This is a genomic window from Parabacteroides sp. Marseille-P3160, assembly GCF_900162725.1.
Classification (GTDB): domain Bacteria; phylum Bacteroidota; class Bacteroidia; order Bacteroidales; family Tannerellaceae; genus Marseille-P3160.
On sequence record NZ_LT799418.1, the window covers coordinates 3,100,675 to 3,122,095 of the forward strand.

At 45.7% G+C, this 21,421-nt stretch carries 13 protein-coding genes; 8 read left to right on the plus strand and 5 right to left on the minus strand.

The features are described from left to right. Positions 1 to 8: 8 nt before the first annotated feature. Positions 9 to 2,180: a tetratricopeptide repeat protein gene (locus BQ8014_RS12345; protein WP_080905954.1), complete on the minus strand. Its 2,172-nt coding sequence runs from the start codon at positions 2,178 to 2,180 to the stop codon at positions 9 to 11. Positions 2,181 to 2,265: 85 nt separating this feature from the next. On the opposite strand from BQ8014_RS12345, the gene lepA reads away from it, so the two are divergent. The 6 genes from lepA to BQ8014_RS12375 all read left to right on the plus strand — a co-directional run bounded on the left by lepA (position 2,266) and on the right by BQ8014_RS12375 (position 10,646). Further along, positions 2,266 to 4,053: a translation elongation factor 4 gene (gene lepA / locus BQ8014_RS12350; RefSeq protein WP_080904617.1), complete on the plus strand. Its 1,788-nt coding sequence runs from the start codon at positions 2,266 to 2,268 to the stop codon at positions 4,051 to 4,053. Positions 4,054 to 4,076: 23 nt separating this feature from the next. Beyond that, positions 4,077 to 4,604 (plus strand): flavin reductase, encoded by a 528-nt coding sequence (locus BQ8014_RS12355; RefSeq protein WP_080904618.1) that lies wholly within the window; start codon positions 4,077 to 4,079, stop codon positions 4,602 to 4,604. Positions 4,605 to 5,193: 589 nt separating this feature from the next. Next, entirely contained in the window at positions 5,194 to 6,504 is a 1,311-nt protein-coding gene (locus tag BQ8014_RS12360) for a hypothetical protein (protein ID WP_080904619.1), read from the plus strand. 29 nt (positions 6,505 to 6,533) lie between these two features. After that, positions 6,534 to 7,715, plus strand: a complete 1,182-nt coding sequence (locus BQ8014_RS12365) for an imelysin family protein (RefSeq protein ID WP_080904620.1) — start codon at positions 6,534 to 6,536, stop codon at positions 7,713 to 7,715. Positions 7,716 to 7,820: 105 nt separating this feature from the next. Further along, positions 7,821 to 9,353: a di-heme oxidoredictase family protein gene (locus tag BQ8014_RS12370; RefSeq protein ID WP_080904621.1), complete on the plus strand. Its 1,533-nt coding sequence runs from the start codon at positions 7,821 to 7,823 to the stop codon at positions 9,351 to 9,353. Positions 9,354 to 9,488: 135 nt separating this feature from the next. Then, positions 9,489 to 10,646, plus strand: coding sequence for a Rid family hydrolase (locus tag BQ8014_RS12375; protein WP_080904622.1), 1,158 nt, complete (start codon positions 9,489 to 9,491; stop codon positions 10,644 to 10,646). Between the two features lie 93 nt (positions 10,647 to 10,739). Here BQ8014_RS12375 and BQ8014_RS12380 read toward each other — a convergent pair whose 3' ends face one another. Further along, on the minus strand, positions 10,740 to 11,441 hold the full coding sequence (locus BQ8014_RS12380; RefSeq protein ID WP_080905955.1) for a Crp/Fnr family transcriptional regulator: 702 nt from the start codon (positions 11,439 to 11,441) through the stop codon (positions 10,740 to 10,742). A 303-nt stretch (positions 11,442 to 11,744) separates the two neighbouring features. Here BQ8014_RS12380 and BQ8014_RS12385 point away from each other — a divergent pair, with 303 nt between their 5' ends. Continuing rightward, positions 11,745 to 13,802, plus strand: coding sequence for a DUF5686 family protein (locus tag BQ8014_RS12385; RefSeq protein ID WP_087880510.1), 2,058 nt, complete (start codon positions 11,745 to 11,747; stop codon positions 13,800 to 13,802). Between the two features lie 59 nt (positions 13,803 to 13,861). On the opposite strand, the gene BQ8014_RS12390 is transcribed toward BQ8014_RS12385, so the two are convergent. The 3 genes from BQ8014_RS12390 to BQ8014_RS12400 all read right to left on the minus strand — a co-directional run bounded on the left by BQ8014_RS12390 (position 13,862) and on the right by BQ8014_RS12400 (position 19,809). Beyond that, positions 13,862 to 15,595: an ABC transporter ATP-binding protein gene (locus BQ8014_RS12390; protein WP_080904623.1), complete on the minus strand. Its 1,734-nt coding sequence runs from the start codon at positions 15,593 to 15,595 to the stop codon at positions 13,862 to 13,864. After that, a complete protein-coding gene (locus BQ8014_RS12395; RefSeq protein ID WP_080904624.1) occupies positions 15,588 to 17,360 on the minus strand; it encodes an ABC transporter ATP-binding protein in 1,773 nt (590 codons plus the stop codon). Before BQ8014_RS12395 ends, BQ8014_RS12390 begins: the two co-directional genes overlap by 8 nt. A 301-nt stretch (positions 17,361 to 17,661) precedes the next feature. Further along, entirely contained in the window at positions 17,662 to 19,809 is a 2,148-nt protein-coding gene (locus BQ8014_RS12400) for an alpha-amylase family protein (RefSeq protein ID WP_080904625.1), read from the minus strand. Between the two features lie 280 nt (positions 19,810 to 20,089). On the opposite strand from BQ8014_RS12400, the gene BQ8014_RS12405 reads away from it, so the two are divergent. Then, positions 20,090 to 21,385 carry an NCS2 family permease gene (locus BQ8014_RS12405; RefSeq protein ID WP_080904626.1) on the plus strand — a complete coding sequence of 432 codons (1,296 nt, stop codon included), beginning with the start codon at positions 20,090 to 20,092 and terminating at the stop codon, positions 21,383 to 21,385. Positions 21,386 to 21,421: the final 36 nt, after the last annotated feature.

The window sequence follows — 21,421 nt, forward strand, 5'->3', positions numbered from 1 at the left end:
TCTGATACTTATTCATTTTCCTCCATCAGGTAGCGTAGCTGATCCAATACCAGGGGAATTTCATCAGGTTCCACGCCGGCAATCAACAGGTCGGGGATATCTTGGTTAAACTGTTCGTTAAACTTATGGAAATCGCCCTCTTCCAACCGCACGTTTTCTTTATAGAACTGCAACGCTCCCTTTATATTTTGTAAAATCCACTCCGTATGCCCGGCATTCATATAATCCTGCGCATTCGGCTTTTCATCTAAAATCTGTTTGTAATAATGCCGCGCCTGGTCGAATTTCCCCGTAAGGAAGGAACACCAGGCAATCGGTCGCCAGGCTTTATGGCTCTTGCTGTCCAGATAGTCCACTTTGTAATAGCATTTCAGTGCTTCATCGAAGTTTCGCAATTCCAGATAACAATGCCCGATATTCAACTGAATGGACAAGTCGTCCGGCAAAAGGCTCTCCAGCCGGCGGTAATAGACCAACGCTTCTTCCGGTCTCTTCAACGAACGATAGCAATTGGCTATCCGGCGAATCAGCCATTTGCTGTCCGGATTTAACAAATCTGCCCGCAGATAAGCATCCAATGCACCTTGCCAATCACCGCTCATTTGCTTGCAGTAGCCTATTTTTTGATATAGCATCTCACTTGTCTGATCTTTTACTTCCAGTTGGTTATAGATCGAAAGCGCATCGCTGAAATAGTTTTTGCGTAGGTAATACTCCGCAATCATCAACAGGCTTTCCTCATCTTGCAGATAAGGAGCCAGAATCGGCAAATGATGGAAATCGAGACCCAAGGCAAAGATATCCTCGAATTCGTAGCGGTAAGGATAGAGTTTAAAGAAACGGTATAAGTCCTGAATATACTGCCCGGCAATCTGTTCAACCAGTTGCCTCTTGCCTACGGTCGCCAATTCTTCTTTCGATTGCTGGACGGCATCCGAAAACTGACTGTCAATTTGGCTGATTACAACCTCACGATGCATCGGCGGCATCTGAATAAAACTGAAGCAAAGCGAGTATTTGTCCGAATTACACATAAAAGGAGCTTCCACAATGGAGTCAAGCCCATGTTTCTCCGCATTTTCGCCGAAAATAGGCTTCAGGGACGAATACCTCCGGTAGAAAGGAAGGAACCAATTACCCACCTCGTTAAAGAACGGGAAACTCTTCAAATTGGTAAAAGTGGAATGCATGACATCCGCGCCCTCTTGCTGCAATTCACTGAATTCCTGCATCTTCTTTTCCAGATTCGTGCCCGAAATAAGGTCTTGCCATTCCGGATTCATTTCATCACCCTGGATATCCGGCGTCAAATCGGATAGATTTATCTTCTTGCTCAACTTAGGAGCAATCTTCATCATCTCCGGTATAATTTCGTCCTGCAATTTCCGCGTAATCTTTTCCGTTTCCCGGGAAAGGATAAAACGCAGGATGATAATACGCAGGATATTTTTAAAATCAGGCCTTTCTGATAAATCGTCCAAGCGGTCCCTTATCTGGGGATAAAGAGAGATACGTTTACGGTAAAAATAGAGCGTCACAAGAATGGCAATAATAGCGCGGATCCTGATCTCTTCATCCTCCAAAGCGGCCGCATCGAAAAGGAGTTCCAGTTTCTCGATATCGAAGACCTGCTGAAGCCCCAGAAACAGGGCGGACACCAGTTGGGAGCCTACGGCCGAAGGCAGAGAACGATCGATCAGCAACATATTCAATTTGCCCGCCGCCTCCCGGGTAAGAAAATCGGAAGTCCATACCAAATTAAACAGTAACAGCAGGGAATCATCGAATTGAGCGTAATTATCCACCTCGTAACTATTCCTCAATTGTTCGCCCACCTGATCGTAGGTAAGGGACAATATCCTCATTTTCCTACGTGTACGATAGTATGACAACAAGGATTCGGCAATCAGCAGATCGGTATGTATCTGATCGGCAAGTTGGTATAAGCGAATTTGGATATCGTCATAAATCTTAGGCTGCAGCGGGTCTTCCATCCCCTCCGTAAAATAAGAAAGCATATATTTATAGGTATCCCGGACTTCATCCAGTCTGTCCTGAAAGGCATAGCTCTGCGCTCCGGAAATAAGGTTCTGAAGTGAATCCAAGGCATTCTTTATTTCTTTGTTCTCCAGAAAGCCGGTAATGCGATGATATGCTTTTATTATTTCTTGCTGTGTCATACTTTCATACAGACAAATGCCATGCCAAAAATAGAGTTTTTGCGCAATAATTCCTATCTTTGCAATCCTAAATAAAGTTTGGCAGATGAAAAATATCCGCAATTTTTGTATCATTGCTCATATTGACCATGGCAAAAGCACCCTGGCGGATCGCTTGCTCGAATACACCAAAACCATAGAGGGTAAAGACTTGCAAGCGCAGGTTTTGGACGATATGGATCTGGAGCGTGAACGGGGGATCACCATTAAAAGCCATGCCATTCAAATGAATTACACCCTGGATGGGGAAGAATATATACTGAACCTGATCGACACCCCGGGACATGTCGATTTCTCCTACGAGGTTTCCCGTTCCATTGCGGCCTGCGAAGGTGCCCTCCTGATCGTGGATGCTGCGCAGGGCATACAGGCACAGACCATTTCCAATTTATACATGGCCATCGAGAATGACCTGGAGATTATTCCGGTCATCAACAAGATAGATCTCCCCAGCGCTATGCCGGAAGAGGTGGAAGACCAGATCGTAGAGCTGCTCGGCTGCAAGCGGAAGGACATACTCCGCTCCAGCGGAAAGACGGGCGAAGGCGTATACGAGATATTGGAGGTAATCATCAAGAAAGTTCCCCCTCCCAAAGGAGACCCGGACGCTCCGCTACAATGCCTGATCTTCGACTCGGTATTCAATTCCTTCCGGGGGATCATCGCCTATTTCAAAGTGGAAAACGGCGTGATCCGCAAAGGAGACCGGGTAAAATTCATCGCGACGGGAAAAGAATACGACGCCGACGAGATCGGAGTGTTGAAACTGACCATGAGCCCGCGTCAGGAACTGCGAACCGGTGATGTGGGCTATATCATATCCGGCATCAAGACTTCTAAGGAAGTACGCGTAGGCGATACGATTACGCACGTGGCCCGGCCGGCTAAAGAAGGAATTGCCGGGTTTGAAGAGGTGAAACCGATGGTGTTCGCAGGCGTTTATCCGATCGAAGCGGAAGATTTCGAGAATCTCCGCTCTTCGCTGGAAAAATTGCAGCTGAACGACGCCTCCCTCACCTTCCAACCGGAAAGTTCGGCTGCCCTGGGTTTCGGTTTCCGTTGCGGCTTCCTCGGATTGCTCCACATGGAAATCGTACAGGAACGCCTGGACCGGGAATTCGACATGGATGTCATTACCACAGTCCCCAACGTTTCCTATAAAGTTTATGATAAGAAGGGAAACTGCCTCGAGGTGCATAACCCCAGCGGCTTGCCCGATCCGACGCTGATCGATCGTATTGAAGAGCCTTACATACGCGCTTCCGTCATCACCCGGACGGCCTATATCGGGCCGATAATGACCCTCTGCCTGGGGAAGCGGGGCAGTCTGATCAAACAGGAATATATTTCGGGTGACCGGGTGGAAATCTATTATGATCTCCCTCTGGGCGAGATCGTCATCGACTTCTACGACAAATTGAAAAGTATATCTAAAGGATACGCCTCTTTCGACTATCACCTGCACGATTACCGTCCCAGTAAACTGGTAAAACTGGATATTCTCCTGAACGGGGAGTCGGTCGATGCGCTTTCCACCTTAACCCATATCGACAACAGCGTGAATTTCGGCCGCCGGATGTGCGAGAAACTGAAAGAACTCATTCCCCGCCAACAATTCGACATTGCGATACAGGCGGCTATCGGTGCCAAGATCATCGCGCGCGAAACAATCAAAGCCGTCCGCAAGGATGTGACGGCCAAATGCTACGGAGGAGACATCTCCCGTAAACGCAAACTGTTGGAAAAGCAGAAGGAAGGAAAGAAACGCATGAAACAGATTGGCTCCGTCGAGGTTCCGCAAAAGGCCTTCCTGGCAGTTTTGAAATTAGACTAATTTATTTAATAGGAGGTAAAAAGATGAACGGATTTAAAGAAATAGGCTATAAAGAATTTAAAATCAACCCATTTGACCTAAAGCACAAATGGATGTTGATTACAGCGGAGAAAGAGGGAAAAGTAAATACGATGACAGCCAGTTGGGGAGGCTTCGGCGTATTATGGAATAAAGAAGTCGTCTTTGTCGTCATTCGCCCGCAACGATACACAAAGGAATTTGTGGATGCCGCCACCTCCTTTTCCTTAACCTTCTTCAATAAGGAATACCAAAAAGAATTGGGATATTTAGGTAAAGTTTCCGGACGGGACGAGGATAAAATCACCAAATCCGGCTTTACCATAGCGCATGAGGACGGCATCCCCTATTTTACCGAGGCCAACGCCGTCTTGTTCGTCAAAAAGCTATACATCCAACAACTGGCGCCGGAATTCTTCCTGGACTCTAAGATCGATAAGACCTGGTATCCGGAGAACGACCACCACTATTTATATGTAGCCGAAGTGCATAAGATATTCAAAAGCACGGAAGGCGAAAGCTTCATCTTCTGATTGTGTAAAGTAAACGATGAAGTATGGACGATAAACGGATTTGACCAAATCCATTTATAAAATCAAGGACCCATAGGGAAGATGTGTAGGGGCGGCCGACGGGTTGCCCCTACACATTTTTTAATGCATTTATCCTCTTAATTGTTATGGCCGCGTGAAATTGTCGGATGATGCTTAAGTCGATCTATTTCGGGTGCATCCGGTTGAGTGTTTGACGGCTGTAGAACACGTGTTCTATAGCTGTCAAACACGTGTTCTACAGCCGTCAAACACCTATTCTACAGCCGTCGAACACCCAATTGAGTTCAGTGAAGCAGGGCAAAGAGTGCATATCTATATGAAAATCAGTATATGGGTGCGCCGTTTTCATGCTGTTGACCGGCAAAAGCAAAACATTTGTTTGCTTTACCAATCCCAAAGGCTGGCTCCGCATACCTATTATTTATTATAGTAGATTCCATTAAACACATCTATACATCGTTTTTTAACTTCATATACCTACATATAGGTATTTTAAGACATTTTTTACCTACACCTGGTGATTGTAAAAAATCGAGTACTCCATACCTTTGCCAAAAATATTTAAAGAATGAAGAGAATATTGCAATTATTCACAATTTCGTTCATACTCACTCTCCCAAGCATAGCGCAGACCAATGATAACTTATCCGCCGGCGAGAGCAATAGTAATGAAACAAAAACCTCAGGACTAATAGTCGGAGGATACGGAGAAGCAACCTACAGCCGTAATTTTTATAGCGGCAACGTATTCCGTTACATGACCCCTAATAACTACAAAGACGACCCGGCACATGGGAGATTTGACCTGCCACATGTCGTCGTTTTTTTGGGCTATGAGTTCGGAAACGGATGGCGGATGAATTCGGAAATCGAGTTTGAACACGGCGGTACGGAATCTGCCATGGAAGTAGAACCGGAAGAAGGGGGTGAATATGAAATGGAAGTGGAACGCGGAGGCGAAGTGGCACTGGAACAGTTTTGGATTGAGAAAACGTTCAGCAGGGCGTTGAATCTTCGCATGGGACATATTATCATCCCGGTAGGCCTGACGAACGGAAACCACTTGCCCACCCAGTTTTTCACCGTATTCCGTCCGGAGGGTGAACGTACGATTTTACCATGTACCTGGCACCAAAACGGAATAAGCCTTTGGGGACATATCGGGAAGTGGGGCTACGAGGTACAGATATTGGGAGGTTTGGATTCTGAATTATTTGGTAGCGAGAGTTGGATTTCCGGAGGTGCCGGTTCGCCATATGAATTCAAAGCTGGAAATAAACTTGCCTCCGCCTTGAGAATTGACAATTATTCTATTCCGGGACTTCGTTTGGGAGTTAGTGGTTACTATGGACAAAGTTTTAATAATGGGATAAAAACTACCTCTAGCGATAAATACAAAGATATAAAAGGAGAAGTTCTAATTGGCAGTTTTGATTTTGAATATAATGCACACAATTGGATAGGACGTGGATATTTTGACTATGGACATCTTGGAGATGCCCAAACAATCTCTATTTACAATAGAAATCTATCGAACCAATCCGCATCACCACGGACAAATATTGGATCGGATGCCCTTGCCACTGGAGTGGAGGTGGGATATGATATTTTCTCCCAGATACCTAAACTGAAACAAAAAAAGCAGAAACTATATCTATTCGGACGTTATGAGTATTTCGACTCCATGTATAAAGTTCCCCAAAACATCACGGATAAAGATTGGTGTGGACGTAAAGTTATAGTAGGTGGTTTGAACTATTATCCGATAAAAGAAGTAGCCATTAAGGCTGAATTCTCCGCTGGTATAATGAAAAAACCTTATATAGATGAGAATGCAATAAATATAGGCGTTGTTTATGCCGGTTTTTTCACAAAGTAAAGATCAATAATTTCTAACATAATAAAAAGATGAAAAAGTATTTAATTTTACCACTCTATTTAATTTGTATAGCCCTCTCTACATCAATCTTTGTGGGTTGTAATGATGATGATGATCCAATCGAAACAGATCCGAAGGCAGAAGTTTTGACACCGGTCGTTGAAAATTATGTAAACAATATAGTTATAGCAACCTATAAAAATCTATCGGATGAAACAATTCTTCTATACGAGAAATTAGAAGCTTTAAAAAAAGAAAAGACCGATGCGAATATTAAGGCAGCTACAGATGCATGGCTTTCAGCTCGTGAACACTGGGAATTAAGCGAAGCTTTCTTGTTTGGAGCTGTATCTGATTCCGAATTATCCATAGACCCACATATCGATTCATGGCCATTAGATGTGGAAGGGTTCAACAAGCTTCTCAATAATGCAGGATTTATGGAAAGTTTAGCAAAGGAAGATGGCTCTGTTTGGGCCGCAGACCATTTAGGTTTCTCTTTACTTGGTTTTCACGGCATTGAATACATTTTGTTCGAAGAAGGAAAGCCGAAGTCAGCTTCGAAGATTACAGAAAATGAATTGATATATGCCACTGCTGTAGCAGGGGATCTTCGAAATCAATGTGTACGTGCAGAAACGGCATGGGCTGGAATCGACAACGTATCAGCAAAGAAACAGGAATTAGTAGAAGATTTTGAATTGGTGGTAAAACGTTCCACTTCTGCTTTTTCTTCATATGGTGAAGAAATGCTTAATGCCGGGAAACCAGGAAGTCCGTATGTTACGGTTACTTCTGCTGCGTCCTATATTCTTGAATATGCATTCGTTATTGCAGATGAAGTCGGTAATACTAAGATTGGTACGGCTGCCAATGAAAGTGCAAGCGAAGAAGACAAAAACTATATCGAATCTCCGTATAGCTATAATTCGCTAACGGACTTTACCAACAATATCAAGAGCATCGAAAATGCTTACCTGGGTACAGCTTACGGAGTAAAAGGCGCTTCTATCAGCGAATATATCGCCAGCGTTAATCCGGAAGCGGATAAAGCCGTAAAGGATCAGATTGCAGCTTCTTATGCAGCGATTAAAGCCATACCTTTCCCCTTTGATTACACCTCAACTCAAGCCGATGCCGCAGTGAAGGTCATCGGAACTGATTTGGCAAAAGCGTTGAAAGATGCCAAAGCTGTTCTATTACAAGAATAACGATCAATTGGATTAATTGTTTGATAAATCTTCATACAGGGGATGCGTCTGGTTTTAGTGGAATTTAGACGCATCCGCTTTTCAGTTTTAATATAAATACGCTTTATGAGAAAAAAATATTTATGCATCATCAGTGTTATTCTCTCCGGCCTTGTTTCTTGTAGCGATAATGAAAGCGATGAACCGACACCGGAAGAACCTATTTCAGAAGAGTATTATACGGGTGGAGAACTTGGAACCTTTTTCCCTGTTGATCCGGAAGTACAAAAACCCCAATGGCAGCACTTTGTCTCTAATTCTTACGAACAACCGACACCAGCCGTCGAGAAAGCCGGAATGGCGAGTGATTTTCTATACGGAGAAGCTTTCTTTGAAAAGGATTTCAATACAAACACAAGCGGCGTACGGCATGGATTAGGCCCAGTTTATGTGCGGAGCGCCTGCATCATCTGCCATCCGGGATACGGACACGGGAAACGGATGGACCGCTACAGGGCGAATGATTACGGAAACGGCTATCTGCTCGTTGTTATCGATGAAAACGATAATTACGTGTCCACCCTCACCGGGATGCCCCAGACAAAGGCTGTTTCTCCGTTTCTTCCCCCGATTGACGAATCCGGAATCAAGATTGAATGGAAGGACTACGTAGACGAGTTCGGCAATCGTTTCCCTGACGGCGAGACATACAGCCTGATCTATCCTGAAGTGACAATCGATCGTTCAGCCTTCAATGTTCCGATGCCTGATTTTTATAAGGTAAGACTGGAAGCTACGATCGGCGTTTACGGAACCGGACTGATCGACGCTATACCGGACGATTCGCTTCTGGCCCAATACCAACACGAAAAAAACTTGGGTTACACACTCAACGACGCGAAATACCAACCGGAAAACTTCATAAAAGAAGTAGACGGTACATCCCATCCGGGACGTTACACCTACGGTCTTACCCGGGGAACCCTGCAAAACGGACCGGGAGCTAATGCGATTTGGAACATAACCAATGTGATACGTCCCAGCAGGAACTATCATTATGTGACGAAAGACTATGCAACGGCTATGTCACAGAATAAATCCATTCAGGACCAATTGGGACAATCGGAAGAGGAGATCTTTGATTACCTGATGTCCAAAGAATTACCAAATGAACTGAGTGAAAGGGAGTATATACAATTCATGATCTGGCATCGTGGATTGGCAGTGCCTGCCGCCCGTAACCTGGACGATCCTGAGGTAAAGAGAGGAAAAGAACTTTTCTATCAGATCGGATGTACGAACTGCCACCGTCCTTCCTGGACGACCGGAGCGGACGACTATTCCGGTGACCCGATCGTAAAAGGCAAACTGCCGCGTTATCCAAACCAGAAAATATGGCCTTATACCGACCTCCTGCAACACCGTCTGGAAATGGTGAATAACATCCGTACCGGATGGTGCCGCACGACCCCGTTATGGGGAAGAGGACTCTCCGAAATATGTACCGGAGCGGGCGATCACCTTCACGACATGCGCGCCCGTAATTATAACGAAGCGATCATGTGGCATGGCGGAGACGGCAAATATGCAAGGGAAAAATACCGTAACTTGTCGAAAGAAGACAGAGATGCTCTTGTAGAATTTCTGAAATCCATTTAACGCAGAAAACGTATGACATATAAAAGTGTTACCCACCCATCCTTAAAAAGGCTGTGGGTAACGCTTTTTTTTTTTACCTTTATCATAGAGTAAAAAACAATAAAACAAGAACAGATAACGATGCTCACATCTCAGATGGAATATAAAACAAAAGACGAAACACAAGCAATCCATATCCAATTAAACGCTTTTGAAGGCAAAGGAGGGGTAACAGATTATCATCTTCTCTTATCGATAACAAATCCACTGCTCTCCTTTAAGGAACAATTGCAAATAATTCGGCAATCCTATGCGGCTATCGTCGAAGAGAAATTGGGGCGAAAGGCTGTCGCGGTATTCCGGCGCTATTTCCTGAGCGATGCGGCCAACCAGGCAGATCTGCTGGCCGAACAGGAAAGCTTGAATCCTTTCTGCGCCCTGTCCGTTATACAGCAAGCTCCGCTAAACGGAACGAAAATCGCATTATGGGCTTATTTGCAGACCGGATCCGGCATTGAAACCGAAACCCATTCTTCCGGTATGTTCGAAGCAGCACATAACGGATACCGCCACTTATGGGCCGGCAATCTGCATTCCAAGGCTGCTGATCCGGAATACCAAACCCGCTTGGCATTGGAAGATTACATCCTGAGGCTCACGGAACAGGGAGGCACGCTTGCCTCCAATTGTATCCGTACCTGGTTTTTCGTACAGAATATCGATGTGAACTATGCGGGAGTCGTCAAAGCCCGTAAAGAGGTATTCTTCACCCAGGATCTGACGGAGAAAACACATTATATCGCAAGTACGGGAATCGAAGGCCGGAATGCGGATCCACAAGTACTGACAACCATGGATGCGTATGCGGTAGATGGCCTCTTACCGGAACAGATCCGGTACCTCTACGCAAAGACCCACCTGAATCCTACCTATGAATATGGGGTGACTTTTGAGCGGGGAGTGGCGGTTACGTATGGAGACCGGAAACATATCTTCCTTTCCGGCACGGCAAGTATTGATAACCGGGGGAATATCCTTTATCCCGGCAACATCCTGAAGCAAACGGAGCGGATGCTGGAAAATATCAGGGCACTACTGGAAGAGGCCGGCGCTTCTCTCCGGGATATAAAGCAAGCTCTTGTCTATTTGCGGGATCCGTCGGATTATCAGGTGGTAGAACGGTATATTCAGGCTCATCACCCTTACCTGCCCCACCTAATCATGCTGGCGCCGGTATGCCGTCCCGGGTGGCTCATTGAAACGGAATGCATCGCCATTACGGGAGACGGGGATCCGAAGTATAACTGCCTGTAATAAGACGTAAAGTCCTTGCAGGCACTATGTCTATATTGGGTAATATAAACATAGCGTCTACAGTTTCATCCATTAAACGAAGGAGAAGAATTATTATCCCATGCGGCTGATCTTCCGGAGTTTTTCTTCGTCGATCAGCTTTATTTTACGCCCGTCCATCACAATGATACGTTCGGACACGAATGTGGATAAAGTACGAATAGCGTTGGAAGTAGTCATATTGGATAAATTGGCTAAATCCTCCCGCGAAAGATAGATACTTAATGTCGCACCGTCTTCTTCCAACCCGTAACTGTCTTTCAGGAACAGCAAAGATTCCGCTAAACGACCGCGGATATGCTTTTGGGTTAAGTTAACAGTACGTTCATCAGCAATACCCAAGTCAATCGATAACTGGCGAATAAAAAACAACGCCAGACTCGTATTGCCCAACAATAACGTCTTTACAACCGTCAGAGGGATTAAACAAACAGTGGATGCCTCAAAGGCCGAAGCATTGGTCAGATAGTTTTCCTGAGCAAAATAGGCGCGATAGCCAAAGTATTGGATCGGTTTAATCATCCGGATAATCTGGCTTCTTCCTCCGACCCCTTCCTTGAATATCTTTACCTTCCCTCTCAATAAACACATCATATCCTTCGGTTCTTCGTTTTCACAATAAATCAACTCATTCCGCTTATACTGCTGAATAGTCGCACTGCTTCGAAGCACCTCCCGCTCATTTTCGGTCAAGACCCTCCATACCTCTGACAAACTAGCCGACAAGTCGACTTCTGCTTTGTTCTGTTTTATCACGGCTCTGCTTAATAACATGCTTTTGAAGCACAAATATACATTTTTTCTTTTTAATAATTATTCATTCTCAAATAATATAATAAGATGGATTCTTTCTATTCACATTGTTTAGGCATTAATATTGAAATATAATCCTTAAGTTTGTACAAGAAGAAACAAATTGAGTTGAGAAATATTGTTTTCATAGTTATCTTTTTTTGTGTTTCGGCCGCCACCTTGACCCATGCAACAAGCACTTGCCCCTTATCCCCTTTAACATCTTCCGGCAGGCAAGGTAATGAGTCGTATATAGCAGATTCCATAATGAAACAGGTTATAAAAAATGCGGAAACCTATGCAACGCAAATTTCCCGCTATGAAGCCGACCTCTACGTCAAGGGCTATACGGAAATAAAAAAGCAGAACTTCCTGATTCTGTTTGCCCATCATATTATTCCGGTCGACCGGAAAAAAAAACAATATTTTTTCGAGTTGCTCAGCCAATCGACTTATAATTCCCCGAACAACTACATTCATCGTTTCTGCGCTGTCAACGGAACCCAACTGCCGGATAAAGATAAGCAAAAGGAAGCCCTCTCCTTTTTAAACATCAATGCTTACACAGCCACCGTCAACAAGAATCAGATATTAATGCCGGTCGCTCCCAACGCCTTCAAGCATTATACCTTCGAACTGGAACGGATAGACAATGATCAGGGGAATAAAATATTCGTCATTAACTTTCACCCCAAGAAAATAAGCCGCAGCCTGGTCTCCGGAACAATGCACATTGTCGACAAGTCATGGACCATCGACCAGTTTAAGCTTAAGGGATTATCCCCTTACGCCAGGTTCGAACTGCAAATCTATTTCGGAAAGGAAGCCCACCAGCTTCTTTTGGCAGAAAAAGCGCAATTGAAATTATGGTATAGCGTCTTGGGTAATGTAATCGAAACGACCTACCATTCCTTTTATAAATACAAACGCATTGAATGGGTAAACGAAGACGAGGCATCGAAAAAGGAGAAAGAGAAGCATCGCTCTCTCGACTTGACCGAATATCACCAGATTATTACGGACACGGTTCCGGTTATCAGCGATACCGCTTTCTGGGAAAGAGTCCGGGCCGTTCCCCTTTCGGTCGAAGAAGACTCTTTATATAATACGGCGAAAAGAAAGAAAGAAGAGAAGGGACTGGAAGCTCCGGCCGATTCATCTGAAAAACTGGAATATATGAAACTGACGGAAAACCTGACCAACTCTCTCAACTTCGACCGGAATACTATGCACATCAGATATTCGGGTATCCTAAACCCATTCCAACTGGGCTATTCTGGGTTCAACGGCCTCTCTTACCAGCAGCGGCTTCGCATCCGGAAGGAATACGACGACGGGACGATCCTACGCTTCAATCCCGAAATCGGTTACGTATTCAAACGAAAGAAGATTTTCTATAAAGTAGACGGAGAATGGGAATACTGGCCGGAAAGGCAGGGTACGCTATCCGGCATCATCGGAAACGGCAACCAGGCCTATTCATCGGAACTGATCGACGACATCAATGAATTACTGAAAGATTCGGCTTTCAATTTCGACAACCTAAACTTAAAGTATTACAATGACTACTACGTCGAACTGAAGAACAGGATCGAACTGATAAACGGCTTGCAGCTAACTACCGGCGTCAGTTATCATTGCCGCATCCCGGTGAAAGAAAAAGGAGACAAAGTTGTGAATGAAGATATCAGTGATCTTATCAACGAAGACTATAATGACTTATCCCCTTATATCGGCCTAACCTATACGCCCCGCCAATATTATCGGATGGAGGGCAGACACAAGGAATACCTATACTCCAATTTCCCGACGATGTCAGTCGAATACGCCCGGGGGATTCCGGGCGTATTAGGCAGCGTCGGGAATTATGAACGCATGGAGGCGGATATCCACCAGAGTATCTCGCTCGGATTGCTGCGTCGCTTTAGCTATCATGTGAGCGGAGGATTTTTTTCCAAACAGAAATCGGTTTATTTTGCCGACTTCCGCTACTTCGCCCGGCGGAACTTCCCCGAATCGTGGAACGAGCCGATCGGCGGACGGTTCAACCTTCTGAAAAGCGAATGGTACAATGCTTCCAATTCCTTTGCCCAGGCCCATTTCGTATATGAAAGTCCCTTTATCCTCTCCTCGCTGCTGAATATCTCACGGTATGTCTTGACCGAGCGGTTTTACATCAGTAAACTGTGGACGCCGGCGTTGCCGAATTACACGGAATTAGGTTACGGATTCGGCAACCATATTTTCAACATGGCCGGTTTCCTTGGTTTCGATGCGGAGAAATGCCAGGGTGTAGGCCTTAAATTCACATTCGAAGGTTTCTAAAGTCCACCCCAAAAACATTTATTATCGAAGATATCAGCTCGTTCCTCAGTCATACTTTCTTATTCTTTTGACCGCTGCCGGTCGACCATGCGGGCAAACAACCCGTTATGTTTTCCCAACTCTTCAGGAGAGCCTGTTTCGGCAACGCTTCCATTATCCAAAACGACAATCTTGTCGGCATTGGCAACCGTCCGCATACGATGGGCTATGATCAGTACTGTCTTATTTCGTACCAATTCGGAAATGGCCGTCTGTATCTTCGTCTCGTTCTCTACATCGAGAGAGGCCGTCGCTTCATCCAACAATACGATCGGGGCATCCTTCAGCAAGGCGCGGGCAATAGACACGCGCTGGCGTTCACCGCCGGAAAGCGTCTCCCCGTTTTCACCGATAACCGTCTGGTATCCTTGCGGCATCTTGCTCACAAACTCGTCACAGCGGGCCTGGCGGGCGGCGCGTATCACCTCTTCATCAGTCGCATCCCGTTTCCCGATGCGGATATTCTCCATAATGGATGCATTGAAGAGCACGACATCCTGAAAAACAACGGAATAACTCTTCAACAGCGTCTCCGGTTCAACGAGGCTGATATCTTCTCCTCCGAGGGTGATCTTGCCCGACTGGACATCCCAGAAGCGGGCGGCTAACTTGACGGCCGTACTCTTCCCGCCTCCCGAAGGCCCTACCAGGGCGGTTACTTCGCCTTGCCTGGCAGAAAACGAAACGTTTTTCAATACCTGCTTCCCGGATTCATAGGAGAAATCGACCTTGTCGAATACGATATCGTAATCCTGGGGAGTGAATTCCGTTTTCCCGTGCTGAATGGGCAGCTCTTCCATCTCGTTCATCCGGTTAATGCGGACATCCAGGTAAAAAAGGGCGGCCAGGTTGTTCAAAACCTCATCGATCGGTGTATAAATCCGGGAACCTATGATCATAAAGATCAAATAGGTAAACAGGTCTATCCTTCCTACGGCCAGTAATTGGGCACCCGCAATGATTACGCTGGCCAATCCCAGTTTCAGAATGCTTTGTGAACCGTTCACAAAGACACCGATCAGCAATTCTCCCCGGGTCATTTCCTTTTCATAGCGGTCCAGCTTGGCATTCAGTTTCTCCAGATAATCATTCTCCCGGTTATAGGATTTAATTTCCTGGATAGTTTCCAGTCCCTCCTGTATCTGCTCGCTGACGCTCCGTTTATTTAAGTAATTCATCCGGTTGTCCTTGCGCATTTTCTTCTTTGACAAAAGAATAACCAGCAGGGCTACCGGTACGACCCAGAATAAAGCCAATGTCAATTGCCAGTTGTAAAACGCCATTCCGACGGCAATCAGGACGATACTGATTAGGGAGGCAAACAACTGCGGTACGGCATGGGAGAATGTATGCTCAAGGTCTGTGCAGTCGTCCATGATCGTAGCGGTAAGGTCCGAAAGGTTCTTCTCTCCAAAAAAGGCCAGGGGTAATTTACGGAGTTTTTCCGCAAGGGAAATACGCCGGTTAGCGCTCTCCTCATAAACAGAGATATAAGTACTGCGGTACTGGAAGACAGAAACGACATACATTACCAAAATAAAAAACAGGGCGAGAAGGCTGTAATAAAGTAATCCGTGTACCGGTGAAGAGTCCGGAATAAGAATCGGCCGGAGATAATCATCAAGAAACAGGAATACAAAAACGGCAGGAAGCATCAGTATAATATCCTGTAAGTTGGTAAAAAATATTCCTTTGCAAAAGTCTTTAGCCCCCTTATCCGAAAGAGCAAAGCGTTTTTTTATTATTTCAAGCATGACGAGCCTCCTTTCCTATGGTCCAGCGGACGGACTGTCGGTATTCATCCCACATGGCGGAATAAAGGCCGTGTTGATTAATTAATCCGTTATGGGAGCCTTGTTCCGCGATTCTCCCTTTATCTATTACCAATATATTGTCGGCATCGGTTACGCTGGTCAGCCGATGGGCAATCATCAGGACGGTTTTACCTTTGGTCAGTTCCACCATCGCCTGATGGATCAAATGTTCGTTTTCCGGATCGGCAAAAGCGGTCGCTTCATCCAGAACCACAACGGGAGCATTTTTAAGGATGGAACGAGCCAGCACGATTCGCTGCTGCTCGCCTCCGGAAAGGTAAGTGCCTTCCGTTCCAATCAAGGTATCAAGTCCGTTCGGCTGTTTGTCTATGATGTCGCGGCATTGGGCCAGATCCACTACCCTTTCGACTTCTTCGAGCGTTGCTTCTGAATTACCGTATTTGATATTTTCAAGCAGGGATGTTTTGAACAAACGTGTATTCTGGAAAACAAAAGAGATTTTGCTCATCAACTCTTCCGGCCCAATATCGTTGACATTGGTACCTCCCAACAAGACCTGCCCTTCCGTGGCTTCCCAGAAACGGGGAACCAGGCGTGCAATTGTTGTCTTCCCGCTTCCCGAGGCACCGACCAATGCTACGGTTTTCCCTTGCGAAATGGAAAAACTGATATTGTCGATGGCCTTCTGCTTCGCCCCCGGATAGATAAAGGAAACATGCTCGAAACAGATACCATAATTCTTAACCGGTTTTGGATAAGACGTAGCCCGCAAGGGTTTAAAAGAGGTTAGTTTATCCAGACGGTTGATTGCCTCCGTAGCTTGTCCTAATGCCTGCTCCAGATACATGCTTTTCATGATGCATTGGGAAAACATGGGAGTAATCAGGATAAAGAGGAAAAAGTTAAGCAGCACCGTTGCATAATCTCCGGTATTTCCAATCAACAAAATGGCGGCAGGCGCCAGTAGAAAGGCGAATCCGTTAATGACAATGGTATAGGCGGACATGGGTTGTTCCCACATGGCCGTATAGGAGGAAACCATCTTGTTGTAATTCATAATGCTTCTATGAAAATTCTTGAAAGAATAAATAGTTTGCTGAAAGACTTTCACAACCGGAATTCCTCTTACATATTCAACCGCTTCTGCATTCATTTCCTCAAGGGAAGTCATATATTCCTGCATGAATTTACGGCTGTTGTTATTCATCATGACCGTCATCAGCAAGAAAGAAATAATCACCGGTATCATACAAACGAGTCCGAGCTTCCAGTCGAACACGAAAACAAGGATGACCGCAACAACCGGGACCAGGATGGTTCCGGCCAGATCAGGCAATTGATGCGCCAGAAAAGTATGTGTTATGCTTGCGTTATCATCAATAATTTTCCGTATACGTCCGCTCGTATTCGTGTCGAAAAAGCCTAACGGCATGTTGATTATTTTCTTCATGGCCTTACGGCGAAGATTCGTTTCTACCCTGAAGGCCGCCAGATGCGATGACATCAGGGCGACAAAATAGAGTATTGTATTGATAATCGCCCAACCGGCCGCCCACCAGGCATAGGTGATCACTTTGTCAGACGCCTGGATTCCCCCCGCACGAAACAGTTCCCTTACAATAAACCAGACAAAGATAAAAGGCAGAATTCCCGCCAGGTAACTGACCGCAGACAATACCATAGAGACAGGCAGAAGGATTTTCCGGTTGCCCATATATGCCTGGAGTTTCTTCAAGGTACCCATAATAAATAGATCGATATTATATAATAGACAGAAACCAGCGCATTCTTTCCCGTCGATAAAAACCTACTTGTTATTATGGAATTCCTATCCTGTGAGCAGATGACATTAGTAAATGATAATAAAAAAAGGGCCAGTGACATTTTACATTTTTCTGTTTTCAAGGTGTAATGAGTTTATGATGTTTATGAGTTCTACAAATTTCCGGAGAAATCGAAAACACATCAATCACCACATATAGGTAAATACCCACAGGCCGATAACAATAAATAGGTAGACTGAATTACACCTTGTCAGCAATAAATTAATAATGTATAGCCGGAGTATTCGGAATGTTTACAGCATGAGGTTTAGCCTTTCCGGTTGCGACGTCATAGATACGCTCATTGGTCCGGATCATGCCTTCCGTTAACTCCGGGTAGGGAATATTGGCTGTCGTGACAACACCTATATTATAATTCTCCCCGTCGAAACGACCAGTATAAGCCTGATCCACCCATTGGAAATAGTGCATTCCGACCAGTTCCGGGCGAGCGAATCCCTGCTCTATATAATTCCGATAGGCATCCGCACGCTCCTGCTGGCTCATCACGCCGATGATGCCGGTCGCAGGCAATGCGCGGTCTACCGCCCCATGATGGAATTCGCCGATCATCACCGGTTTGCCGCTGCGTTCCGCGATCTCAGCCGTGGCAGGAGGCGTCAGTCCGTATCCGTTGATAGAAAATACATCGAAACGTTCTCCTGCCTTATAAAGCAAATCCGAACTTATCCATGCGTAACGCATTCCTAAATTCAGATGGTTATTGTCGACCTTTTCGACTTCATCGCAAGGCACATCCACGTATTTCTTCACCATCACGGCCGAAAACTCATGGAAATCTACTTTTGCCGTCTCGGAAGGATATTCCTTAAAGATGCTTTCTTTCAGGGAAGCAAAGTCCTTTAACTGTAATTTCCATTTTTCATTGACGGCTTTGATGTCGTCCTTATACCTATCCTTCAACCAGTTGGTAAATTCATCCTTTGTAGCGGACTGTTGCGAAGTAGCAAACATTTCGTATGCCAGATTATGATATCCAAAAGCCCATTGCGGCTCGTTACGCAGGAAGTAACCTACCAGGTAGGGATCGTCTTTGAATTCTTCCAACTGGGTGGCAAATTCCTTTGCATTTTCCTGATATTCTGACGAAAATACATCGGGAAAGTCACGATATAAAGCAACATCCGTACTGGGGAAACTATGAAGCGGCAGCACGTAGGGGATGCGGCTCTTCCGTGAAAAATCGATATCCGACCAGTTGCCGACTGTATTTACACGCAGATTCCTCATCAAATCCGCCGTCACCTTATTCCATTGGTTCTTCCAGTCTTTCCCGTAAATACGGATAAGGTTGGCGACATAAAAATCGACGGATTTCGAGTCTCCTCTTTCACGAAACGCTTCGGCAAAATCCGGATCGTCCTTCCCAGGAAGCCATTCGAACAGGTCTTCAATTCCTGTCACAGGCCCCCCCGAACTCGTGCCTATACAATCGACGCCGACGCTAAGGAAAGCATACCCTTCCGGATCAACCAGCCACCAGCGTTTGCCGTCATGCTGTGTCCGGAAGAAGCCCGTAGCTTCGAAGTGTTTTTCTTTCCAGCCGCCATAGCGCCCCCATTCCGATGGAAACGGCGCATTCCCTACCTCTTTCTCCATCTCGCGGTTTTGGGCGATCATATCATTTTCGTCCTTCAATTTACCCGGCCATTCCTTATCTTTCCGTTGGCCTAATCTGTCGACAACCGGCTTGGATATGGCAGGATAAGATTGCGGAACAGAATCCGTTACGAATACCGACGCCAATTCGTAGGCCGTCTTGTAATTCGTTCCGTCATTGGGGCCGAAGCGCAATACGACTTTGGTTATATCATTTATATCCAATCGATTTCCACTGACCGTTCCCTTCAATTGCCGGGGAAAACGGGGAAGAAAGATCTGCTGCGCATCCAGATAAGACAACGGAAAGACCATTTGGGTCTTCAATTGGGGCAATATGCCGAGCATGCAGGAGATCCAGGGTGTTTCTTCTTTCGTTCCGGAGATCGCTCCCCCTTGCAAGACGATCTCTTCGGAGTCGGAATTACGTGTATCCTTATAAAATTCCAGATTGATGATTCCACTGTAAACGGCTTTATTATAAACCTCAAATACGAGATATCCGTTTGCACTCCAAATAGGGTGATCACCCTTTTTCCAAATCACGATGCCCTTATTTCCATCTTCCGGTGAAATTTGCAAGGCCGGTTTATCGAAGACGCTACTTTGGCCGATAGCCAGCGGATTCCCTTCCGAACGCTCTGCGATTTGTTTTATGTCAAGTTCCTGTTTACCCTTGGAAACCGTACTGCAGGAAAGGATCAGGAAACATAACAGGCAATTGGTTATAAATGAAATACATTTCGTCATGGCATTAAAATCTTTACTAATTAATGAATCAGTCTATGTAATAGAAAAGCTTGTGCAAGTTAAAGCAAAACCGAATATTAATTGTTAATTGTTAATTATTAATTGTTAATTAGGATCGGATATACACTCTTTTTTATACCAGGGCATAGGCAAAACGTTACCGGGTAGGAAAAGGAGTGTAAACAATCCATATTTCCGGTTAAAAAGTTTGTGCGAAAGGAAGTCATTTGAAAGCAATGCAATATTTTTTACCTTTGCCTTCTCTTTTTAATATGCTTGTATGCTAAAGAAATTATTTGGCTTCGATAAGAAGGCCATGAACCTGAAAACCGAGCTGTTGGCCGGCCTTACCACCTTTCTTACCATGAGTTACATCCTGGCAGTCAACCCGGATATCCTGGGCACGACCTCCATGGACAAAGGTTCCGTCTTCACAGCGACGGCTCTCTCATCAGCGGTAGCTACCCTGTTGATGGCTTTTATCGCCAAGATGCCGTTTGCGTTAGCTCCCAGTATGGGGATTAATACGTTCTTTGCCTTTACACTCGTGCAAGGAATGGGCTATTCGTGGCAGTCGGCGCTGGCGATCATTTTTGTGGAGGGGATTATCTTTATCCTCATCACCTTGGGGAATATCCGGGAAAAAATCGTCGACAGCATTCCGCCGAATCTGCGCTATGCCATTTCGGTCGGCATCGGCATGTTTATCGCTTTTATCGGACTGAAGAATGCCGGTATTATCGTGGCCAGCCCCGCTACTTTCGTGACCTTGGGAAAATTCACACCGACGGCACTCCTCGCTTTTTTCGGGATCCTTGTCAGCGGAGCCTTGTTATGGAAACAAGTCCGGGGCGCCTTATTTATCAGCATCATCCTCTGCACCCTTCTGGGCATCCCGCTGGGAGTGACTTCCCTGCCGGAAAATTTCCTCCCGGTATCCGTCCCGCAATCGCTGGAACCTACCTTCCTGAAATTCGATTTCGCTCCGTTATTAAATTTCGACACGTTCATCATCATCCTGATCCTGATTTTCATGGATATATTTAATACCGTAGGAACGCTTATCGGCGCCGCTGCGCAAGCCAACTTACTGGACAAGAAAGGAAATCTTCCGGGCATGAAGCAGGCAATGCTGGCCGACGCCATCGGGACGACTTTCGGCTCGGTATGCGGAACGTCTACCGTCTGCACGTATGTGGAGAGCGCGGCCGGGATAGCGGAAGGAGGACGCTCCGGACTTACGGCCGCCACGACCGGAGCCTTATTCCTGCTGGCTCTGTTCTTCTCTCCTTTATTCCTGCTGGTGCCAGGCGCCGCCACGACCGGATCGCTGTTCGTCGTCGGCGTCATGATGATGAAGAGCATCAAGGAGGTCCAATTGACGGATCTTTCGGAGGCACTGCCGGCTTTTACGATCATACTGACCATCGTCCTGACATACTCCATTGCGGAGGGAATCACGTTAGGAATGCTGAGTTATACGCTGATGAAGGTACTGACCGGACAGTTCAGACAGATATCGCCGACCTTATACGTGCTGTCCGTATTGTTTGTCTTGCGGTACGTTTTCGGATAAGGAAGCGGGTTGGAAGAAACAAATAAATCCGTACAT